General features: G+C 35.0%; 16 protein-coding genes. 13 read left to right on the plus strand and 3 right to left on the minus strand.

The window, feature by feature from the left end:
* Nucleotides 1–55 precede the first annotated feature (55 nt).
* Nucleotides 56–7,255 (plus strand): Ig-like domain-containing protein, encoded by a 7,200-nt coding sequence (locus CG11_RS05005; protein ID WP_052593770.1) that lies wholly within the window; start codon nt 56–58, stop codon nt 7,253–7,255.
* 97 nt (nt 7,256–7,352) lie between these two features.
* On the opposite strand, the gene CG11_RS05010 is transcribed toward CG11_RS05005, so the two are convergent.
* Nucleotides 7,353–8,462 (minus strand): hypothetical protein, encoded by a 1,110-nt coding sequence (locus CG11_RS05010; RefSeq protein ID WP_052593772.1) that lies wholly within the window; start codon nt 8,460–8,462, stop codon nt 7,353–7,355.
* A gap of 401 nt (nt 8,463–8,863) precedes the next feature.
* On the opposite strand from CG11_RS05010, the gene sigZ reads away from it, so the two are divergent.
* From sigZ to CG11_RS05035, 5 genes are all read left to right on the plus strand, one after another.
* Nucleotides 8,864–9,424, plus strand: coding sequence for an RNA polymerase sigma factor SigZ (gene sigZ / locus CG11_RS05015; RefSeq protein ID WP_052593774.1), 561 nt, complete (start codon nt 8,864–8,866; stop codon nt 9,422–9,424).
* Nucleotides 9,425–9,496: 72 nt separating this feature from the next.
* On the plus strand, nt 9,497–10,282 hold the full coding sequence (arsM, locus tag CG11_RS05020; RefSeq protein ID WP_052593776.1) for an arsenite methyltransferase: 786 nt from the start codon (nt 9,497–9,499) through the stop codon (nt 10,280–10,282).
* Between the two features lie 311 nt (nt 10,283–10,593).
* The gene (locus CG11_RS05025) at nt 10,594–11,889 is read left to right on the plus strand and encodes a MalY/PatB family protein (protein ID WP_081909464.1); all 1,296 of its coding nucleotides are present in this window, start codon (nt 10,594–10,596) and stop codon (nt 11,887–11,889) included.
* Between the two features lie 226 nt (nt 11,890–12,115).
* Nucleotides 12,116–12,718 (plus strand): hypothetical protein, encoded by a 603-nt coding sequence (locus tag CG11_RS05030; protein ID WP_052593778.1) that lies wholly within the window; start codon nt 12,116–12,118, stop codon nt 12,716–12,718.
* Between the two features lies 1 nt (nt 12,719).
* Nucleotides 12,720–13,436, plus strand: a complete 717-nt coding sequence (locus tag CG11_RS05035; protein WP_052593779.1) for a cytochrome c biogenesis CcdA family protein — start codon at nt 12,720–12,722, stop codon at nt 13,434–13,436.
* A gap of 259 nt (nt 13,437–13,695) precedes the next feature.
* Here the strand turns inward: CG11_RS05035 and CG11_RS05040 are convergent, their stop codons facing one another.
* On the minus strand, nt 13,696–14,736 hold the full coding sequence (locus tag CG11_RS05040; protein ID WP_081909465.1) for a two-component regulator propeller domain-containing protein: 1,041 nt from the start codon (nt 14,734–14,736) through the stop codon (nt 13,696–13,698).
* Nucleotides 14,737–15,096: 360 nt separating this feature from the next.
* Between CG11_RS05040 and CG11_RS05045 the strand changes: the two genes are divergently transcribed.
* The gene (locus tag CG11_RS05045) at nt 15,097–15,387 is read left to right on the plus strand and encodes a hypothetical protein (protein ID WP_156039663.1); all 291 of its coding nucleotides are present in this window, start codon (nt 15,097–15,099) and stop codon (nt 15,385–15,387) included.
* A gap of 404 nt (nt 15,388–15,791) precedes the next feature.
* Here CG11_RS05045 and CG11_RS05050 read toward each other — a convergent pair whose 3' ends face one another.
* Nucleotides 15,792–17,072 (minus strand): hypothetical protein, encoded by a 1,281-nt coding sequence (locus tag CG11_RS05050; RefSeq protein ID WP_052593785.1) that lies wholly within the window; start codon nt 17,070–17,072, stop codon nt 15,792–15,794.
* Between the two features lie 437 nt (nt 17,073–17,509).
* On the opposite strand from CG11_RS05050, the gene CG11_RS05055 reads away from it, so the two are divergent.
* The 6 genes from CG11_RS05055 (at nt 17,510) to CG11_RS05080 (ending at nt 23,464) form a co-directional block, all read left to right on the plus strand.
* Entirely contained in the window at nt 17,510–18,769 is a 1,260-nt protein-coding gene (locus tag CG11_RS05055; protein ID WP_156039664.1) for a hypothetical protein, read from the plus strand.
* Nucleotides 18,770–18,842: 73 nt separating this feature from the next.
* Nucleotides 18,843–19,487 carry a hypothetical protein gene (locus CG11_RS05060; RefSeq protein ID WP_156039665.1) on the plus strand — a complete coding sequence of 215 codons (645 nt, stop codon included), beginning with the start codon at nt 18,843–18,845 and terminating at the stop codon, nt 19,485–19,487.
* Complete coding sequence (locus CG11_RS05065) at nt 19,484–20,401, plus strand: hypothetical protein (protein WP_052593790.1); 918 nt, start codon at nt 19,484–19,486, stop codon at nt 20,399–20,401. Before CG11_RS05060 ends, CG11_RS05065 begins: the two co-directional genes overlap by 4 nt.
* A 5-nt stretch (nt 20,402–20,406) precedes the next feature.
* The gene (locus CG11_RS05070) at nt 20,407–21,216 is read left to right on the plus strand and encodes a phosphodiester glycosidase family protein (RefSeq protein WP_052593792.1); all 810 of its coding nucleotides are present in this window, start codon (nt 20,407–20,409) and stop codon (nt 21,214–21,216) included.
* 21 nt (nt 21,217–21,237) lie between these two features.
* A complete protein-coding gene (locus CG11_RS05075; RefSeq protein WP_052593794.1) occupies nt 21,238–22,248 on the plus strand; it encodes a phosphodiester glycosidase family protein in 1,011 nt (336 codons plus the stop codon).
* Nucleotides 22,238–23,464, plus strand: coding sequence for a LamG domain-containing protein (locus CG11_RS05080; protein WP_052593796.1), 1,227 nt, complete (start codon nt 22,238–22,240; stop codon nt 23,462–23,464). Before CG11_RS05075 ends, CG11_RS05080 begins: the two co-directional genes overlap by 11 nt.
* Nucleotides 23,465–23,624: the final 160 nt, after the last annotated feature.

Below are 23,624 nucleotides of genomic sequence, written 5' to 3' on the forward strand. Positions count from 1 at the left end.
ACATAATTTAAATTTAATAATATTAATTATTTTATAAAATTGAATGCACGTAATTATGAAGAGAAAAATACACGCTTATCAGATAACCTTTATCCGATTATTACTAGTGGTATTGATTTCGTCCCATCTTCCTTTTAAAGCGGACAGTCAAACGACAATTTCAGGTGTAGTAAATAGCTATACCAATGTAACAAGTGTCAACGTAGCACCTTGTGAAAGCTCTATCACAGTAGGAGATGCTTCGTTATTTTCACCAGGAGACAAAGCACTTATTATTCAAATGAAAGGAGCAGATGTAGATTTAACCAATACGGCTGCATTTGGCTCTATTACCAATTACAACAGTGCGGGGTTGTACGAGTTTTTTACAATTATTGATGTGAATGTAGGTGCCAATACAATTGTAACAGGTAGTTTTAACAATACTTACGATCCTGCAGGGTTGGTTCAGTTAGTTAGAGTACCTAGTTATGATAATGTCACCATCAATGGAAACTTAACTGGTCAAGCATGGAATGGTACTACTGGAGGAGTGATTGCAGTATATGCGACCAATACGGTTGATTTGGCAGCAGATATTGATGCTTCTCAACTTGGTTTTAGAGGGATCACAACACCTAGTTCAGCATCCAACTGTTTGGCAACAGACTATTCTTTTAACAATACTAGCCCTGATGGGGCAGACAAAGGAGAAGGAATTGCTATTACAAATGCCAATTTTGCAAGAGGTCGAGGGGCATGGGCTAATGCTGGAGGAGGTGCCAATATCCACAATGCCGGTGGCGGTGGTGGTGGAAATGGCGGTGCTGGTGGTCGTGGTGGAGAGCAGTGGCAAGGCTGTGGAAATACCTTAGCTGCTGGACCTAACCAATTTGCAACAGGAGGTGTTGGTGGACACGCCATGCCTATAGGACCTTCTTTTAACCGTTTGTTTTTAGGTGGAACAGGAGGATCAGGAGATTCTAATAATGGTTTCGCTTCTAATAATACAGAAGGAGGAGGAATTGTAATTATTCGTGCTAGTCATTTAAATGGTAACGGTTTTACGATTAGAGCAATCGGAGGAACGGTTCCTGTTAGTGCCAATGGGGCAATTGACGGTGGTTCTGGTGGTGGCGCTGGAGGAAGTGTTTGTTTGGATTTGCAAACAATTGGAGCATCTGCTTTAACAGTAGATGTTCATGGTGGAGATGGTCAAGATATTGATTATCGTGGAGATGATGCACACGGTCCTGGTGGCGGTGGCGGTGGTGGTATTTTGTGGCATAACTTACCAACCTTGCCTGCCAATGTAGTGGTGGTTAATAATGGAGGAAGAGAAGGTCGTATGTTACAAGCTCCTAACGCTGGTACGCCTAATGGTGCTCTTGCTGGAGCCTCAGGAAGAGTAATTACTAGTTTAGTTTTACAAGAAATAGATGATAGAGACAACGATGGTTTAAGTGCCAGTTGTGATATTGATGATGATAACGATGGTATTCCAGATGTTGTAGAAATTTGTGGTTTGGGAGCAACTGATTTTACTTGTGTAGGTGGAACAGATCCTGGATTAGATGATGACGGCGATGGTATTATTAATTACAGAGATCCTGATTATTGTGTTTTGAATGCTAATGGTGTGTGTGCCTCAATGGACACCGATGGTGATGGCGTGCCCAACCATTTGGATTTAGATGCGGATAATGATGGTATAGCAGATATTATAGAAGCTGGCGGTGTTGATACTGATGGAGATGGAGTTATTGATAATGTTGTTGATCAAAGAATTCCAGGAGGATATTCAGAAAATAGTTGTAGTGCTACCCCTCTAACGATCACAAGTCCAACGACAATACCAGGCGCAGATGATGGTACTTCAACAATACCCCTTCCTTTTCCTTTTGACTTTTTTGGGAATACTTTTAATGGCAATCTAACAGTCAATCTTAATGGCTGGGTTAGCTTTGATGCAATAGCTCCAGGAAATACCTTTAATAATGTTACTTTTCCCAATGCTGCATATACCAATACTATTGCCATGAACTGGACTGATATTGCTTCTCATAATGGGGGGATTGTACGTCATGGTACAAATGGAACTGCACCCAATCGTATTTTTATTCTAGAATATGTAAATGTGCCTTTCTTCTCTGGAACAGGAACAACAACAACACAATTGCAACTACACGAAGGAACAAATGAAATAAGAATTGTAACAACTAATTTTAATCCTTCTACAGGAACAAATACAATGGGGCTAAACCAAAATGGTACAACAGCCTATACGATTACAGGAAGAAATAATGTAGCTTATACGATTACAACACCAGAATGCCGAGGGTTTACCTACACTGTAGGAGCTATCCCAAATGGATTAGCGGATATTTATGACGCAAATCCGCTACCTATTTTCGATACAGATGGTGATGGCATTCCTAACTTCTTAGATTTAGATGCGGATAATGATGGCATTCCAGATATCGTAGAGGCAGGTGGAACAGATGCGAATGGCGATGGACGTGCCGATAATTACACAGACGAAGATAACGATGGTTTTAACGATGTAGTAGATGGTGATGTAGGGAATAATGGTACAGCAGAAAATACATCTAATGCATTGGTACTAACAGGTGCCGATGGTAATAATGACGGTCTTCCTGATAGTTATCCAGCGAATGATACAGATGGTGATGGCATTTTAGATTATCTAGACTTAGATGCAGATAACGATGGCATTCCAGATGTAGTGGAAGCAGGAGGAACGGATGTAAATGGCGATGGACGTGCGGATAATTATGCTGATGCGGATGGAGATGGTTTTAACGATGTAGTAGATGGTGACCCAACGAATGCATTGGCAGCAGGAACAGATACGAATGGAGCGAATACATCAGATGCACTGATAGTAACAGGTGCAGATACCAATGGTGACGGTGCTCCGAATAGCTATCCAGAAGGTGATACGGATGGAGATGGTGTTTTAGATTATCTAGACTTAGACGCAGATAACGATGGCATTCCAGATGTAGTGGAAGTAGGTGGAACGGATGTAAATGGCGATGGACGTGCGGATAATTATGCTGATGCGGATGGCGATGGTTTTAACGATGTAGTAGATGGCGATCCAACAAATGCTTTAGCGGCAGGAACAGATACGAATGGAGCGAATACATCGGATGCCTTACAATTGACAGGAACAGATACGAATGGCGATGGTGCGCCGAATAGCTATCCAGAAGGAGACATAGACGGTGATGGAGTGTTAGATCAATTAGATTTAGACGCAGATAACGATGGCATTCCAGATGTAGTAGAAGCAGGAGGAACGGATGCAAATGGCGATGGACGTGCGGATAATTATGCTGATGCGGATGGAGATGGTTTTAACGATGTGGTAGATGGCGACCCAACGAATGCATTGGCAGCAGGAACAGATACGAATGGGGCGAATACATCGGATGCCTTGCAATTGACAGGAACAGATACGAATGGCGATGGTGCGCCGAATAGCTATCCAGAAGGCGATACAGATGGCGATGGTGTTTTAGATCAATTAGATTTAGATGCAGATAACGATGGCATTCCAGATGTAGTAGAAGCAGGAGGAACGGATGTAAATGGCGATGGACGTGCGGATAATTATGCTGATGCGGATGGCGATGGTTTTAACGATGTGGTAGATGGCGACCCAACAAATGCTTTAGCAGTAGGAACAGATACGAATGGAGCGAATACATCGGATGCCTTGCAATTGACGGGAACAGACACGAATGGCGATGGTGCGCCAAATAGTTATCCAGAAGGGGATGCGGATAGAGATGGTGTTCTAGATTACTTAGACTTAGATGCAGATAACGATGGCATTCCAGATGTAGTGGAAGCAGGAGGAACGGATGTAAATGGCGATGGACGTGCGGATAATTATGCTGATGGGGATGGAGATGGTTTTAACGATGTAGTAGATGGTGACCCAACCAATGCGTTGGCAGCAGGAACAGATACGAATGGAGCGAATACATCGGATGCCTTGCAGTTGACAGGTGAAGATATCAATGGTGATGGTGCGCCAAATAGCTATCCAGAAGGTGATACGGATGGAGATGGTGTTTTGGATCAATTAGATTTAGATGCAGATAACGACGGGATTCCAGATGTAGTGGAAGTAGGTGGAACGGATGCAAATGGCGATGGACGTGCAGATAATTATGCTGATGCGGATGGAGATGGTTTTAACGATGTAGTAGATGGCGATCCAACAAATGCTTTAGCGGCAGGAACGGATACGAATGGAGCGAATACATCAGATGCCTTGTTATTAACAGGGGCAGATACCAATGGTGATGGGAAACCAAACAGTATGCCTAACGGTGATTTGGATGGTGATAATGTATACAATCATTTGGATTTGGATGCCGACAACGATGGTATTTTGGATATCGAAGAAGCAGGCGGAACGGATGCGAATAGAGATGGTCAAGAAGATGCTTATGTGGATGCGGATGGAGATGGCTTTAATGATGTAGTTGATGGCGATCCAACGAATGCATTGGCAGCAGGAACAGATACAAACGGAGCGAATAGTGCCAATGCGACTACTCGAACAGGAGCTGATACGGATGGTGACGGTGCACCGAATAGCTATCCAAATGACAACCAAGATGGTGATAACAATTATAACTTCTTGGATATAGATGCAGACAACGATGGTATTGTTGATAATACAGAAGGACAAGCAACTAGTGCTTACATCGCACCCGATAATAACGATGCGGATGGAGATGGAATAGACGATGCTTATGATAATGACGATGCTAATTTTGGTGGATCGGATTCAGGTATTATACCAAATAATCAAGATGGCGCAGCAGATAATCCAGATTATCTAGATTTGGATACCGACAACGATGGTATCGCGGATGCTATTGAAGGGCATGATACAAATGGTGATGGTGTTGTAAATGGTGCCGATAGTCCAAATGCCAATACAGGCTTATCAGGTGGTACAACTGACGCGGATGGTGATGGTTTGTTGGATGGTTATGATAACAATACAGCAAGTACCAATGCAACTAATACAGGATTGAATCCGAATGCTCATCCAGATGCTAAAAATGAGATTACAGTTGAGCGTGATTGGAGAGAGGGCAATACAACTTATGTTGTTAACGATGTTAATTCGACACCATTAAATGTAACGGTTACAGGTAATGTCTTGACGAATGATTATGATCAAGAAGGAAATGTGCAAGGAGTGACTGGAAACATTGAAATCGATACAGATGGAGATGGCATCCCTGAAACAGGTGCTGGTTTAGGAACAGGAGTAACGGTTGGTGGTGTGAATGAAGATGGTACTCCAACTGCAAACGCAGGAACCTTGACTCAAAATGCCGATGGTACGTATACTTTTGTCCCAACAACAGGCTTTGTTGGAGAAGTAACTTATCATTATCAAGCATGTGATAATGCTACTCCTCAAATTTGTGGTGAAGCAGCTGTAACCATCGATGTAGAACCTGCTCCAACGACAGACAATGGAGAATTGGCTTTAGCACCAGATGTCAATACAACATACGATGATGTAGTGGTAAATGGTCAAGTGTTAGCAAATGACAATGACCCAGATGGTGATAATATTTTGGTAACAGGAAACATTCAAACAGATACAGATGGTGATGGAACCGTAGATGCAACAGTAGCTCTAAGTACGCCAACAACAATTGGTGGCGTTGATCAAAAAGGGAACCCAGTTGTAAATGCAGGAACCTTGACTCAAAATGCCAACGGTACCTATACTTTTGATCCTGTTGCTGGATTCATAGGTGTGATAGAATATATTTACACGGCTTGTGATGATGGGACACCAATTACTTGCGAACAAACAACGGTAACCATTAATGTTTTGCCAAGGGTGTATAATAGTACCAATGCAATAGATGACGAAGAGTTTGTAGACAAAGGAGCAACTTTAAATGATAATGTTTTGGCAAATGATACGGATGTAGAGGGCGATAATCAAGTCGGTGGAGTGTCATTAGTGACAGGTCCGACCAATGGTAGTTTGACCTTGAATCCAGATGGAACATACACTTACACGCCAACTGATCCTAATTTTGTTGGTAACGATGAATTTGTATACAGTGTATGTGACAATGGAAGCCCTCAAGTATGTGACACAGCAACTGTTTATATTACAATTTTGGATGTGAACAAGGATTATAGCGAAACTGGAGTTTATGGTGTGGCATGGCATAGAGCTATAAGAGATGGTAACGGAGATAACGTATTAGACGGTGGTACCGATGTTTGGTTGGGATCAAATACAGATTTTGAAACAGGAAGCTTAGTATTAGATAACTTTGATGATGGGATAACAATTGGTGCAGGTCCTGGAGAATTTCCTACTGCTGTGGTCGCTAATCAAGTATTTAACTTGGATATAACTGTTAATTCTACGGTTGCAGATAATGTATTCTATGGTCTATGGATTGATTGGGATAACAATGGAGCGTATGACGATTTTTATACAGGAAACGTAGCAACAGCGAGCCCAACAACAACAACGATTGCAGTAACGGTACCTGGAACATACAATGGGACCGAAACCGTGAATATTCGATTGAGAGCGGACGATGATGCATTTGCAGTAGGAGATTTTGCTGGAGGAAGAACGAATGGAGAGGTAGAGGATTATCAAGCATTGGTTGTCGATTTGCCAGTAGAGTTGTTATACTTCGATGCAAAATTGAAAGACAAAAACATTGGTGTCTTAAGTTGGGCAACCGAAAATGAATTGAATAATGCTGGTTATGAAGTAGAACATGCATTACCAACGACAGGAACACCTGTATTTGAGCAAATAGGTTATGTAGATGGTGCAGGAACTACTTCAATGCAACAGTTTTATACTTACGAAGTACCTCGCTTAGTTTCAGGAGTACACTACTTCCGCTTGAAGCAAGTAGACTTTGATGGCACATCGACTTATACTCAAATTCGAGCTTTAAGAGTAGAGGAAACTTTAGTTCAGAAGTTATTCCCAACGCTATTGCACCAAGGAAGCAATACTGTTTATATCCAAGTAGAGAAAGACGATAATTACAAGATAGAAGTACTGACAACTTTAGGACAAGTTGTAGAATCTTATACCAAAGAAATACAATCTAGCAATTATCACGAATTGAGATTGGCTACGGATCGTTATCCATCAGGAGTCTATTTAATACGAGTAAGTAATGGTACCAATGCATTTACTGAAAAAATAAGAATAGAATAGTCTTAAGTGACTTAGAAGCATAAAAAAGGCTCTAACTAAATTTTAGTTAGGGCTTTTTTTTATTAGAATTTTCCTTACATTTTATGGTTTAAAAAGATTAGAATGTTCTTTTTATCCAAATGATAACATCATCTTTATTATTAATTGCTTGAAAGCAACGAATCCCTAATGTTTCAATCCAAGCGATATCTTCTATAAAGAATTGGATTGATTTGTCTTTTTTCCAAGAACTAGTTATAGTGTTAATATCAATAACAAAAGGGGAGGATATTTTTTCATTTTCGATAGTATACAAAAGAAGTTTGTTTCCTGAGGTTTGAGTCTTTTCGATAAGACAAAACTGCTCTTGATTTTTAGAAAAAACAGGTCGACTTTGCAGTTTTGTAATTGTTCCATCTTTTAAGGATATCAAAAGATATTCTTCATCTTCCCAATATTCTTTTAAAAAAAGAACATAATTCACTTTTGGATAGTATTGAATGAACTTACAGTGACTAGTGCCTTCTTCGACTTCGTTATGATTTACGGATGCTAAGATTAATTTTTTCTGATTTTTTAGCTCAATTTCAATTGAATTTGATTGTTCATTTATTTTTATGAAACTAGGTTTGATCAAAGCCCTTTGGGAGGAAGTTGGTTGCATATACGTATTGGATGTCTCCTCAACATAGATATCCTTGTTCTCAAAAATAGTATTCGTTTGGATTGCTCTAAAGGTATGTGTATTATTATAAGCATAAATCCGAAAAGACTTATCTGCCCAAATACCCGTAGAATCACTCATAGGAATCCAAGACTCTAGCACTACATCGTGATAATGAAGGGTATTAGTACGTTCTTTTTTTATGTAATATTCTCTTCCATACTCTGAAAGGACAGGTATATAATTATTATCATCACAGTTGATAAAGAAAGTATACAACTGTTCATTGCTGGTTCCTGTTGCGCTGGGTGTATAAGCTACAATATCCGTTTTATCGTCTTTATTTAAATGAATAAAAGAGATAAATCGATATTCGGTTTTGTCAATCACAAAATCGACTAATTCTTGTGGTTTATCTCTAAATAAATTAGCATTTATTTTTACGATCTTATTTGACTTGGAACAGATTGGAAGTGAGTCTATAAACGTCACATGATTAGATTTTGGGGCTGCAAACGAATACTGAACAAGCCATATCAGTAAGCTTATAAATAACGGTTTCATAATATTTATTTTTATCAAGTAGCCAAAGAAAATGGCAATAAAAAAAATGAAAACACCAAGTTAAAATAAATAATATGTATTTATAATGCCTATTGATTATTTGGTTAAAATAATTGGTTATTTGGCAAGAGTTGATGAAATACTTATAGAAAATATAGGGATAAAAATAAGAAAGCGATTTTTGCCAATAGTTAGCGCAATACCGTTGTATTGGTAATTGCAAATGAAAACTTTGTACTGGCGATTTTGGCTAGGATTGCAATGTATTTTCGTATTTAGATAGATCAATAGCAAGTAAAATATAGGTTCTTAATACTGTCTTTTGCGTCTTTTTTTCATGTTTTCGTCTATAACATGGTACTCTTTTGCATTTATTTAACCTACAAAACATGTAACAAAATATGAATACTCTTATTGCTTGGAATAAAATCAATGCCCGATTAACAAATTTTGTTTTGGGCAAAGTAAAAGACAAGGATTTAACAAATGATATCGTTCAAGATGTCTTCTTGAAAGTTTTTACTAAAATTGATACGTTGAAGGATAATAATAAATTAGTCTCTTGGATCTATCAAATAGCAAGAAATGAAATTATTTCACACTTTAGAAAAGTAAAGCACGATGGCTGGGAGGAAATTGAAATACCAGAGACTAAAAAGGAAACGCTCACCTCAGAGCTAGCAGAATGCCTACATCCCTTAATTGATACGCTGCCTGACAAATATAAGGAAGCTTTAATTTTAGCTGATATTGAAAAAGTCCCACAAAAAGAAATTGCCAAGAGATTAAACATATCGTATTCAGGTGCTAAGTCACGTGTACAACGAGGTCGGGAAATGCTGAAATCAACTTTATATCAATGCTGTACCATTACCACAGATGTCTATGGAGATATATTGTATTATAAACAAAATAATTGCGAGGAAGGTAAGTCGAATAATTGTAAAATAAACTGTGATTAACTTTTTGCGTCTTTTTTTTGATAGGGCGTCTATAGGGTGAACGTAATATTAATCACTTAAAAAATAAATGTCATGTCAAAAGAAATTAAAGATGCAGTTAAAAAAACGTATACAGAAGTCCTAAAGGCAGGTGTTGGTTGTGGCTGTGGTCCAACTTGTAGTACCTCTGATCAGAACTGGTCACTTAGCGAAAGTTATGAATCTATTGAAGGATACACCGAAGAGGCGGACTATGCGTTGGGTTGTGGAATTCCAACTAAAGATGCTAAAATTAAAGAAGGAGATACAGTGCTTGACCTTGGTTCTGGTGCAGGAAATGATGTTTTTGTTGCTCGTAGTTTGGTAGGCGAAAAAGGGTATGTTATTGGAGTTGATATGACGGAAGCAATGATCGCCCAAGCCAATAAAAATAATGAAAAACTGGGTTATCAAAATGTAGAATTTGTTTTAGGTGAAATTGAAGATTTGCCGATTGCGGAAAATTCGATTGACGTAGCTGTTAGCAATTGTGTGTTGAATTTAGTACCTGATAAATACAAAGCGTACTCCGAGGTTTACAAGGTTTTAAAACCTAATGGGCACTTTAGTATGTCGGATATTGTGTTGAGAGGAGATTTACCCAAAGGCATACTAGAGGCTTCAGAGATGTATGCAGGTTGTATTGCTGGTGCTATGCAAAAAGAGGATTATTTAGAGGCGATTAAAAGGGCAGGCTTTAAAAACATTAAAGTAACGAAGGAGCGAGAAATTGAATTGCCTGATGAAATAGCACTTCAATATGCTACAAAAGAAGAGTTGGAAGCATTTAAAAAAGGAACCAATGCCATTATTAGTATTGGTGTTTATGCTGAAAAATAATAGATAATAAGGCGTGGTTTCCTACTAACTTAAGTAATTGGTCAGAAAAAAATATATGAGAGTGTACTTTTTTCTGAACGATTACTTACGTGTTTAAGTAATCGTTCAGAAAAATTCTATAAACCACGCAGTAGCACCGTAGGTAAAACCGCACTGTTTGGATATACCTTTGGTATACTGTACCAAGCTCTCGCAGTTGCTACTACGTGGTCACTGCGTTCATCAATTAGCACTAAAAATAAGGCTATTTTTTACCTATAATTTTTTATGCCTACTTACTTATAATGTAAAATTTAAAGAAAAAGATAAAAATGGAAAATTCAAATAATTCAAACTGCTGCACACCTTCTACCAAAGCCAATTCAGAAGAAACTTGTTGCCCTCCAACAACTCAGAACCAACCTCAATCACTCGGCAATAATTTTGCTAAAAGCAATCCCAATTATCTAAAATCTATGTTTGGTAGAACGGACTTGATGCCTTTATGGATTGCAGATATGGATTTCAAAGTAGCTGAACCGATCACGCAAGAATTGCAACGTTTGGTTAATAGAGGCAACTTTGCTTATGAATTCAACACGACCAAAGTGTTTGATGCTTTGGTGAATTGGAATGTGAAACGCCACAATTTAAAATTAGAAAGTCAGTCATTTATAGAGGTTACCAGTGTCTTGACAGGAATAAGTCTACTGATTAGAGAGTTGTCTAAAGAGGGAGAAGGGGTATTGGTGCAAACTCCTGTTTATCATCAATTTTTCAAAGTTATTCGATCAGCCAATCGAACGGTAGTAGAAAATCCATTACAGTTACGAAATGGTCATTACGAGATGGATTTTGAGGACTTAGAGCAAAAACTAAAAAGATTAGATGTAAAAATCATACTACTTTGTAATCCACATAATCCTGTTGGTCGTGCTTGGAAAAAAAGAGAGTTGCAACAATTGGTTACCTTAGCCAATAAATACAAGGTAAGAATCATCAGTGATGAAATTCACTCTGATATTATCTATTCCTATTCCAGTTTTAACAGCATAGCTTCCTTTGCTGATAATTCGCAACACATTGCAGTAATAGGAGCTCCCTCTAAAACGTTCGGAATGCAAAGTATCTCTAATGGCTACCTCTATGTGCCAGATATGGTCACATACAAGCAAGTAAAAAACACCATCGGCTCTTTGTATCTTGATCATGGAAATGCTCTATCTTCTTATGCTACTTTGGCAGCTTATACCAAAGGTGAAGAATGGTTAGAGGAAACAATTTCGTACATAGAAGAAACAGTGAATTGGGTAGAAGGATATTTGAGAAATGAACTTCCAGAAGTAAAGCTCATACGTCCAGATGGCACTTACCAAATATGGTTGGATTTTAGTGCCTTGAATTTAGCACCAGATGAGTTGAATCAATTGATGATTCATTCTGCAAAATTAGCATTAACCCCAGGGACTTGGTTTGGTAGTAATGGAAGTCAATTTATGCGAATGAATATAGCTTCACCATTAGCGAAAATTCAAAGAGCATTTTATCAAATAAAAAAAGCGATTAAAGATGGAGTAGGAAGTGCTACAAATACCAATATTAAATCTCCTAATTGCTGTGGTTGTTAACAATAGCATCTAAACTCTCCTTTTTGCATCTTTTTATTTAAATCCCGTCTATAAGGGAACTGTAAAAACATTATACCTTAACACTAGTTCGTCGGAATCATGCAGCTAAGTCTGAACTATTACGCAGTAGCACCAAAGATAGCTAGGTGATAGCTGAGTAGGCTTGCACTAGTAGCAGAAAAGAGCTGTTCATGGAGTAATCAACGAACTACTAATCTTAAATAATATGGAAAATTCAAATTGTTGTTCACCCAATCAAAATAATACTACCAATTGTTGCCCTTCTACGGAAACTAAAAAAGTGAGGGTAAAAAAAAGCATTGGTTTCTTTGTTTTAGGTTTGGCTTTTGTTTTTGCAATTTCGTCCGCATTTAGAACCGCTACGAGTGCTAATGATATGGGAGCTATGCCACCATCAATCGAAGATTTTGAATGGATGAAAACAGATAAAGAAGTTGCTTATGTTTTCATAAAAGGGGATAAAAAAGAAGCAAACGAAGCGTTGTCTTCCAAAGTTTTGGCTATTGTAGAAGATCTGAATGAAACAGATGGCTCAGCAGAATATTTTGAGCTATTTCCTTCCCTTAAGTATTACAATAGTTTTATAGCAACGATAGGTGTAGAAACAACTCCTTCAATTGTTGTACTTGGTAGACTAGGAACGCTTTCTATTGTAAATAGTGAATCTGCAAGTTCCATGAAGTTGTATAAAGCTTATATGGCGGCAATAACCCCTCCAGTATCTTGTGCTTCCTCTAAAAACTGTAAACCATCATCATCTTGTACACCTGCACAAAAAGCAAAGTGTGCTACAAAAAATAACAATTAGGATGTTAGAAAGTATTCAACAATGGTCAGGTGGGATTATTGAAAGTCAACTGAATTCACCACTTTTTTTTGTTGCCGTCTTTTTCTTAGGGCTTATTGCTGCGGTCGGCTCATGCTGTAACATTGGAGTAGTTGCAGCAGTAACAGGCTACGCAGGTACAGGTGCTCAAAGGATGGATAATAAATCTCATTTCAAAACAGGAGTATCCTTTTTTTTGGGTAATGTTATCTCTTTATCTTTGCTTGGAGCATTAACAGGCTTTGTGAGTCAGTCGTTAGGTGCTACGGTGGGGGAGTACTGGAAGATAATTGCAGGTTTATTAGTCGTTTGTTTTGGGCTAATAAGCCTCGATATGTTTCCTTTTAAACTAAAGTTAGGGGATTCGTTAAGCACAAAGCTTAATGCATTAGCTAATAAAGGATTTCTTTTTGGTTTAGCCTTGGGAGGTTTCGCTACTGCTTGTTCTGCTAGTTGTAGCCCTATTTTTCCTATCATTTTAGGAACATCTTTTTTGCAAGGAAGTATTGTATGGAGTTGGTTGACGCTCTTCGTATTTGCCATTGGGTATAGCCTTCCTTTGGGGGGCATATTAGTTGGTGTTGGATTTGGGTTTGATAAATTTTTAGAAAAACTAATGATTAATAAAACAATATTCAACAGCATTTTTGGAGTGCTAATGGTTGTTGTTGGGTTTGGATTATTATTGGGTTTTGTTTAGTTTTTTTTCAAGGAGTCTGTTGAAAAAAAGTTTATTTTTAACTTCATTTTAACGGACATTATAAACATTATTAGACATGATCATGAATAGAGTTATATAGTTGAAAAATCAATGTTTTTTTGAAGGACAAACAAAAGTGTAAACTCATAGCTGTACGCTATGAAGTAGAGCATTTGACGAAGTCAATCAGAAAAAGATGTTTTTGTAGACATACCATTTCATGCGTGATCATGTCTATTAACTATAGTTTTTTTATTGGTTATTTTGTGAATTTTTCAAATGTTATTCCATTGAATTTATATGCTCCGTTTTGGTGAGAGCCAAGCCAAAGATCACCTTTGTTGTCTTTGTATATTTTGAATAAAGCAATCTGTTTCGATTTGTCTTGAATGGCATAATGTGTAACTTTTGTTCCATCATATTTCCATACACCATCAAGATAGGTCACAAACCACAAATTATTATTGTTATCTTTTACGGTTGATAGATACTCGTCTAAATTGCTGTCTTTCTTCCCATCTAAACCACCTATACTTTGATACCTTGTGTAAAATTGATTGCTTTTTAATGTTGTACTATCATAAATACCATATCGATATTCAGTGTTAAACCAAAAGTCACCATTTTTGTCTTCTGCAATGGACCGTACTCCGTTTGCACCTTCATTGCGAAATTCTGTTATGTCTTCTTCTGTAATCCATTCAAACGATTTTCCATCGTATCGGCATACACCGACAGGATTGGTACCAAACCAAATATTTCCTTTCCTGTCTTTATAAATACTGTAAATTTCAAAAGGATTGGGTAGATTAGGTGGTTTGGGCAATTCCAGTTCGTATAAGGCACTTCCGTCATATCGATATACCTTCTCATTTCGATAAGCGTGTTTAAACCATATATCTGTGGGTTGAAGTTGCCAGTCGTTACTAGGTATTGGTGATAATGTCGTAAAATTATTTCCATCAAATTTAACTACCGTAGAAGTTGGGTGGCAACTAGTGAAGTATATGTTACCAAATTCATCTTCTTTTATTTCATCAATTCTATTGTTTGGCAAACCGTGCTTTGTTGTGTAATTGGTCAATTCTTTTCCATCGTATTTATAAACTCCTGTTTCCCAACTTCCAAACCAATAAACATTCTTACTGTCTTGATAAATGACCATTATATTGTTACCAAGTTTAGATACTGATTCCCCATTGATAAACTTGTCAGTGATTTTTTTCTTATTTGAAGTTTGCCCGTTGCATGATGTCAGCGCAATTTGAGTGATTAGAAATAAAAGTATGTATAATCTCATTTTTATTTGTTTGATAGTTAGAATGTGTCTTTGTTATAGTTAACGGCAACTTGTGTGCAAAACCATACCTCTATAAATATACGATGGTTCAAAAAAAACGAGACACAAAATTAACGTAAAAATCGTAAATTTGTGTTACTATAATCCAACAAAAAGCGGCTACAACAAAGTCATAGCTGCAAGAAACGTCATAAAACACCATCCTAATTAGTAGCTCTAAGGAACTTAATCGGTGTATTTTTAGTGCTTGATTGTTAGTTTTTCGTGGAGTTTTGTGTTTTTTAGGTACAAAAATGGGATAAAAAGGAAGTGTTGCTTATCTAGTATATGTATTATATTTATATCTTGATGAGAAAAAATATGAATGACTTTTTAGATGTGGAGTTGTACAAAATTTTTAGGAAAGGAATACCCCAAGAAATCAACAAACGAGAAGCATGGTACAATATATCCTATAAAATTTTTACAAGCCAGCGAGTAGAAAGTAAATCAGATTTTTACAAGATGATTGCTTTTGCTTATTCTTGGATGCCGACCATTCCCAAAATAGATATTGGATTAGTAGAAAATAATTTGAGAATGGACTTGATCCTGCAATTACAAAATGGAACACTAGAAAAGAAGGATAGGGAAGTACTGTTAAAAATATAATTCCAATCATCAATAATAGCTTAGTAGGCACATCGAAAACGCTTCATTTTATAGCTCCAACACAAATTCCAGTTATAGATAGTAGAGTAGTAAAGGGATGGTTCGCTTTTTTTGAAAAACGGAATCCTCGACTTTTACCTTTATTAGCCCGATCACATCGAGCTAATTATTTAAAACCAAGTCACCTTAGTGAATATTTGGACTATTGGGAGTTGATAGAAAAATGGAAGGACAACTGCAACGATCCTAAAATTACCTTACGAACAATCGAAGAAGGATTCTTTTATTGGGGAGTTGATAAATAGAAAAAAAACTATTATTAATTCTTACTTATTTGTCTAATTAATTTCTCAGCAATTCTAACGATGTAAGAAAATATATTAAATAATAATAATATTAAATAGCTATTCTAATTGAGGTCGAATATTGACCTTTCTAGCGATTATTTGATAGATTAAGTTCATTGAAATAGTAGGAATAAAATCAAAGAGTACTCGAACTTTCTGCCTTAAATCACGCAATGTTTTTGCTTCTTTTAAGGCTTGTTCAAAACTTTCATCAACAGCCCTTGTAATCTGGTCAACAAAAAATGCTAATAGCATAATCAAAGCAAATACTGTTGACAAGTAGAATTTTCCATGACCATAATTATGTTCCAAATTGTAGTCTTGATTCTTCAAGGTGTTAAATGTCTCATTTTCAATTTTACAACCTGCTCTTCCAGCTGTGGCAATAGATGAAACATTTGATTTAGTCAAAGTTAGGTTGGTAATCCACTTATTGGAATAAACCACTTTATATTTTTCTAAATCATATTCTTCGTATTCTAAATAGTTTACGATAATATCTTGGTTTGCGCCATTTAGAATGAGGTTAGATGCCCACCTGTATCGACACAGAGTCTTTTCATTTTTCTGGTATTGACACTGATGCAAACTATCCTTTTTTCTAAGTTGCTTAACTTGTTCCAAAACATATCCTTCCTTGATTACTATGATGTAATCCATTTGGATATCTTGTGCTTGAAGTGCTTTAATCGTTGGACCATCAGCATATAAAGCATCTAAAAGAATTAAGATCTTTTCTTTTGGCAGTATGCTGCGTAAATGTGGAAATAATCGTTTACATGCCTTTCGTTCACAATCATTCTTTTTTGAACCATCCTGCCGCGTTATTGCTTCTCCAAAAACAGGAAAAACGGTCTTGAAATTAGGATGAACTACACTCGCTGCTAACAATTGGTGATGATGTTCTATTGTACCATTTTTTCTTTTCTTTGTTAAACATTGAGAACAACCAATCTTATTGGAAGAAAATGTACCTGTGGCATCAACACTTACTAGCAAATGTTGGTCTAAGTATCTTCTACTTTCGAGTATTTTGAGCCTTTCCAAATGTTCAAAGATTGTTTTAAAAGTAGGTTGAAAAACAGATGGTTGGACAGCATCTAAAATTTTTCGCATCCCATTATCTGTTGGAAGCTTACTAATTTTAAAGACTTGTTCTAAATTGTCCTTACGATGAATGGCATTATCTATAAAACTCAATAATGATGGATCTTTTAGACCAAACATAGCAAATGCTCCCATTAAACAATCATGTAGCAAATATTCTGTATGCCCTTTTCGATGGTCTGGAACTTGGTGAAACTCTTTGGATACTATTTCTACTAATTTGTCGTACATCGTTTACTTTTTAGTAAATGTACGTTCCTTTTTCAATGAACTTAAATCTTATTTTATCATATAATTCTGTTTATCGTTAGAATTGCTGTTAATTTCTACGACTTATAAGAAATATTATAGTTGGTGTTTATAAAGATAGGGGATAAAGTAAATGTATATATTGTTTAAATACAAGTGTTTATTCTTTTTTTTTGAAAGGTGCGGTTTTGGGTCTATTCAAAAAAAGAATTTCTTGTAAACAAGAAACATTATCTCAATAATAATATTACTTTTTTAGAACATATTCGGTGAAATAGAAAAAATGATTTAATTTTACATTCTATTAGATATTGTACTATAATTTAAAATTTTATGCTAAAGTTTTCGTTAACTTGAATATATGTACAATTCTTGATTTTTCAATGAACTTCTTTAATTAGTATTAATTGCTTTTATAAATGAAATTATCCCCTTTTTTTACAAGAAACATATTAATGATTCTTTTTCTTTTATTCTTTTTCTTTACTAATTCTTCTTTTGGGCAAACAATTGAACAATTAGAAAATGAAATAGAAGGTTATGAGCAAAAAATAACAAATTTAGAGAAAGAAATTACTCGAAATAATACTTCTAATAACTCTTCTGCAAATTCTTCTTTGGAAAGCCAAATAAAGAGTTATGAGCAAGAAATTGGAGCATTAGTCAAGCAAATCAAAGTAATACAATCTGGGGGGACGGTAAATAAAAATGACTGTGAATTAGAGATTATGTCTTGTAGAAAAGAGATGGAGGTCCTTGAAGAAGTCATAGAAAAGCTTGAAAATGAAAGTTTAGACTTGCAAAAAGAAATTCAAAGACTAACGATGCAGGGAGGAGGTTCTGCTGAAATAGAAAAATTACAAAAAAAAGTTGAATCTCAAAAAAGGGAAATTCAGGTATTAAAGCAACAGATTCAAGGATACCGACAGAATTCTAATACCTCTTCTTCTAATTCACCTAAAGTTCAAATAATAAAGTTGGAAGGAAAAATAAAAGAGCTAAAGAATAAGAATAATTATTTACAACAACAATTAAATAAAAGCAATTCAAGTGTTGGTTCTAATGGAGCTCGCCATTTATTCCAAAAACAATTTGTTTTAAAAAATGCTACTAGTCTTGTATTTGGGTATAAATATTCAATCTTGCCTAAATTAAATTTCAAAGAAACTCCTAAATTATATCAAAGTGCAAGAGATGCAGGATCATTTATATCTGTTCCTAATGATCAGGTCTTGGGACATAATGGTTTTTGGGGAGTTGAGTTTTTATGGCATGGATTCGATGTAGGGGGAAATGTTGGTTTAACTGCAAATTATTCTTATAATATGCAAGAGAATATGATTTATCATATTTTAGGGTTTCAATTTAGCCCTGAGTTGACAATTCTACCTTTAAGAATTGGCTTAAAACCATCTGCCTATTTTGGGTATACATGGGGGAAAATAAATAATCATAATGCTTTACTTAATAACTCTTCAGTTCAATCAAGTCCCGAGTTTAGTACAATGGCTTGGGGGTGGGATGTAAAATTAAGAGTGTATATTTCAAGGTTTATTGCATTTACAGGATCTATTGGCTCAGACTATCCTCTATCTCAGGATTTTGATATGGAGTTTTGGGACACATCTTTGAAATTTGGAGTTGGGATAGACTTTATTATTCCTGTTAGCATAAGATAGAATTGGGTTGTAAGAATAAATATGTTTTTTAATAATGATACAGCCTTTTAAATTTTATAACAAGATGACACATATGAGACTTTATACAATTCTTTTTGTGTTATTTGGAGTAGTTGTTTCTGCAAAAGGGAATTACCTAAAGAGTTATCTTATTGAATCCAACGATTTGACCAATGAAAATTTTTTAGATAAAATCTCATTTGAAGAAATCTTTAAATTGACATTATCGAATACGACAAATTATGAAGAAATAGAAAAACTTTTGATAGATCACAATCGAAATATTGATGCATTTTTTCTTCAACTAGCTGAACGTAAAATAGAAATTGATCCAACCGAAATTAACAATAAAACTAATTTACTTGATTACCTAGATTTAGGTGAATTCTTAATTAAACATGATAGTAGAGAATTTCAGATCGCTAGTGACATTATTTTGGGAACATTAGCGGAAAAACTAAATAAAGGATTTAAGGAAGGGGATTTACAAAAATCTGATCAAGAGATAATGAATATTGTCGAAAAACTTAAAGCACATCAATATGGGGTTTCAGTTCCTGTAAGCAATATGGAAAAAGGAATACATCATCTTAAAGAGGGGAATTTAAATTACATTTGGAGTCGTTTATGGTTTGATTACCCTATCTTATGTATTATTGGAATATTAATACTCTTATTTGTAATGTATTATATAGTAAAAAAAATAAAAAAGTCATGAAAAAATCTACTACTCTAAACACATTTGTATTTCTTATTTTTAGTACCATTTTTGTTTTTTCTTCTTTTTCAACGATAAATAATAAGTACTATGGTAATGGTTATTCAAGTTCTTATTTAAAAAGCTTTAAAGGAGATAATGTTAAAGTCTATTCCTTAAAAGAAGGGTATTCAGAAATAGGACACTCTATTTGGTTAAGTAGGGGGGCAAAAAAAATGAATGCTGTATATTTCTCAGAAGGAGATGTTTATGGGAAACATAAAAAATGGAGTAATGGAAAAGATGTTTTTCTTACCTGTAGTGGAGCTTTTTCCGATGATTTAAACAAAACGGCGGGAGCATTACCTGTCGGTATTAATGTGGAAAATGGATATGTCAAGAATAGAACTGTCATTAAGGAGGGAATGGACGCTTTAGTTGTTGTTTATGCAACAGGTGGAATTGTAGTTTCGGATTTAACAAAAGGGGATCTTTTTTTGAAAAGCTTAGGGAAGGAAGTTAATATACGTAAAGATGTCTCTGCTAAATATGATTTTTTGGATTGGGCAAAGAAAGAAAAAGCAACCGTTTTTCAAACTCAGCTTTTAGCATATAAAAATGAACTGAAAATTGACTATCAAGGAAGAAAACAAAAAAGAGAAAGAAGATTTCTTGCTTTGGCAACTACAAACTCAGGAACTCTTTATCATATTATTTTCAATTTACCTAATGGTGTCTATTTGTATGATGGAACTAAAAATGTATTGGATCATTTGAAGGACCAAAATATGGATGTCACTGCAATATTGAATTTAGATACTGGTGCATATAATGTATTACAAGTTAATACAGGTGATTATGCTATTGATTCGCACTTAAAAGGGGCAACAAGTATTAGTAGTGCGGTTAATTTATTGAGTTATCATTATAATTAGTCATAATGATAAAAACAATATTATCTATACTCTTTCTATGGATTATATATTGGTTTGCTTCTATTCCTAGTTGTACTAAGTATTATCTGCTAGAGCATCAAGAATCATCTATTCTAAGAGATACTATGATTAAATGGCGAGGTAAAAATTATGTTGTTTTGAGTACCTCTCCAGAAAAATTAAGTTTTTTCTTAGGAGATAAAAGTAATAGATTTAAGAGTTTTTCAAACCTTGCTTCCCATTTGAAGAATAAGAACAAACAACTACTGTTTGCTATGAATGGTGGAATGTATCTACCTAACCATAATAATGAGCCTCAAGGCTTGTACATTGAAACAGGGAAAATTATAAAAGAACTCGATTCAATAGTTGCTTATAGACCAATAAAGACAAATTTCTATTTACACCCTAACGGGGTTTTTTATATTACAAAGGATGGAAGTGCTTATATAAAATCAAATAAAGAGTTTCAACAGGAATTTAGAGGTGATAGAATCAATAGAATTAAATATGCGACTCAATCTGGACCTTTGCTGGTTAATCATAAAGAACTTCATAAAGCTTTTACTCCTAAATCAAAAAATGTTCATATAAGAAATGCTGTAGGCATTTTGCCAAGCGGTGAAGTCTGTTTTGTAATATCAGAAGATAAGATTTGTTTTCATGATATTGCATCTCTTTTTAAGGACAATTTAAAATGCAGGAATGCTTTATACCTTGATGGTTTTGTCTCTGAATTATACTATCCTAAAATTAAAAAATACAATAGTTTAAATAGAGGTGATTTTGGGGTGATTATTGGAATTATAGATTAATTAAATTTAGATAATGGAATAATGACGAAGCCCAATAACTTTAAAATATCTATTTTTGTTTTTTTTATATACTTAGTATTTTTACTTGTTTTTTTGAGTTGTAAAGAAACAATACATCTAACTAAAAGAGCTAAACAGCATTCTATTCACTCACTAGTAGATTCAACTATTCCTGATTCATTTGTTGTGAGAATAGACTCTTTAGTGAATGTTTTTCAAGCAGATTCAATTCAGGATGATAACAAGTTGGTTGAAGATATAGTATTAAAGGAGCCCTTTGAACAAATATTTGCCTCTAATACCCAATATCAAGCTAAAATTTCAGTGTATGAAATTCATTTAGATACTGCAAGTGTAACTTTGATTGATGGACAATATAAACACCTGAAATATATTTATGATTCTCTACCTAATGACTATTTAATGTTGACTAATGGAGGAATGTTTCATCCTCAAGGAATTCCTGTTGGGTTATTTCAAAGTGATAGTATACAAGTACAAAGATTAAATTTAACTGCTGGTCATGGGAATTTTTTCTTACAACCTAATGGTGTATTTTATATTACAAAAGATCAAAAAGCTGGAGTATTAGAATCGCACATTTTCCTTGATTCAATTTATAATAAAGAAACACCTTTACATCTGGCCACTCAATCTGGACCAATGTTAATTATTGATGGCAAATTTCATCCAAAATTTAATAAAAATTCTCCCAATAAATATATTCGAAGTGGAGTGGGAGTAACTGATGGTCAAAAGATAATTTTTATTATTTCAGAAGAAGTTGTTAACCTGTACACATTTGCTAAAATGTTTAGAGATAAAGGATGTAAAAATGCACTCTATCTTGATGGAGCTATATCTTCAATGTACATAAGAGAGAGAGGAGATAATATTGACAATTTTCGTACTAGATATGGCCCAATCATTGGTGTTTTTCCTAAACGGGATAGCATAAGTAATGATGATAGAATACCTCGAGATTCTATCTATCAATCATCAAAATCTAAAAATGAGAATCATGAAAAATAGTTTACTCTTAGTATTTTGGCTCCTATTTTTAATACCTCCATTTTTGAGTGCTCAAATAAGCAAAAAAGGTCTAGTTGCTCATTACCTATTTAATGCTGATGCCAAAGATGCAAGTGGAAATAATAATAATGGACTTATCTCAGGTGGTGTATTTCCAACTAAAGATCGATTTAACAATGACTGTGGAGCTATGAAGTTTAATGGCTCTGATGGTTATATTCATGTTCCTCACTCTAAGTCTCTAAGTTCCCCACAGTCTGAATATACAATTGCTTTGTGGTTTAAGGCATTAGACGGTTCAGAGTATTCAGACTTACAATGGATGACAATTTGTTGTAAGTCTAATATCAGAGATGAGACAAGTACTAGTCCTCAATTTCGGTTGCAATCTACACGATATACAGTATCAATGAATACGGACTTTACTGAGAATTTTGATCACAAAATTGAATTTAATAAATGGTATCATTATGCAGTGACTTATGATGGTGACTACTGTCGAGTTTATTTAAATAACAAAGAAATTGTTAACTGGGCATATAAAACAGAATTTTCTCCTAACCAACTTGCTATGGAAATAGGGAGAGATTTGCCTGGAATTATTGAATATTTTTGTGGCGTAATGGATGAATTAGTCATTTATGACAGGGCTCTTAGTCAAAGAGAAATAACATCTCTCTATAATAATCAGAGCGAAAAGACATCTAAAAAGCCATGTGGTTTTAGCCCCCCTATTACAATACCTAAAAAAAATCTTAACCCTAAAAAGGAAAATAGTTCTAATGTAATTACACAAAGTTTAACAAGCAATTCATCTAATAATGAACCTTGTTCAAGTCACCCAACTTTTGTAAATGAAGATACTATTGAATATCAACAAATAGTAGTAGTTGATAATCCCAATATAAAACTTCTTTTTTATGATGCTGAGAAAGAAGATGGAGATATAGTTTCAATTAATTTTAATGGTGCATGGGTTTTAGAGCGATATCATTTAAAAAGGAAATCTACACAAAAACCTAAACAATTAAATTTAAGTCTAATCCCTAATTTTGAAAATTACATTTTTACAAAGGCTTGGAATTTAGGCTCTATACCTCCTAATACTTTAACTATTGAAATTATTGATTCTAATAGTAATAAACCACCAAGAATTGTCAATATTAAATCAGATATAGGTAGAAGTGGAGCTATTAAATTAATATACAAACCTTAAATAATAGATATTATTAAGAATAAAGCCAGACCGCGCGTACGCATACGCAAGGCAGGATTATTTTTCGTATATTAAAAGCATGAACTATGATAACTTAAAAAAGAATCCGACAAATTTCTTGTCTCTAACGAGCCTAAAGGTAGAAGAGTTTGAAAAACTT

The sequence above is a fragment of the Aureispira sp. CCB-QB1 genome, from assembly GCF_000724545.1.
In the GTDB taxonomy this organism is placed as follows: domain Bacteria; phylum Bacteroidota; class Bacteroidia; order Chitinophagales; family Saprospiraceae; genus Aureispira.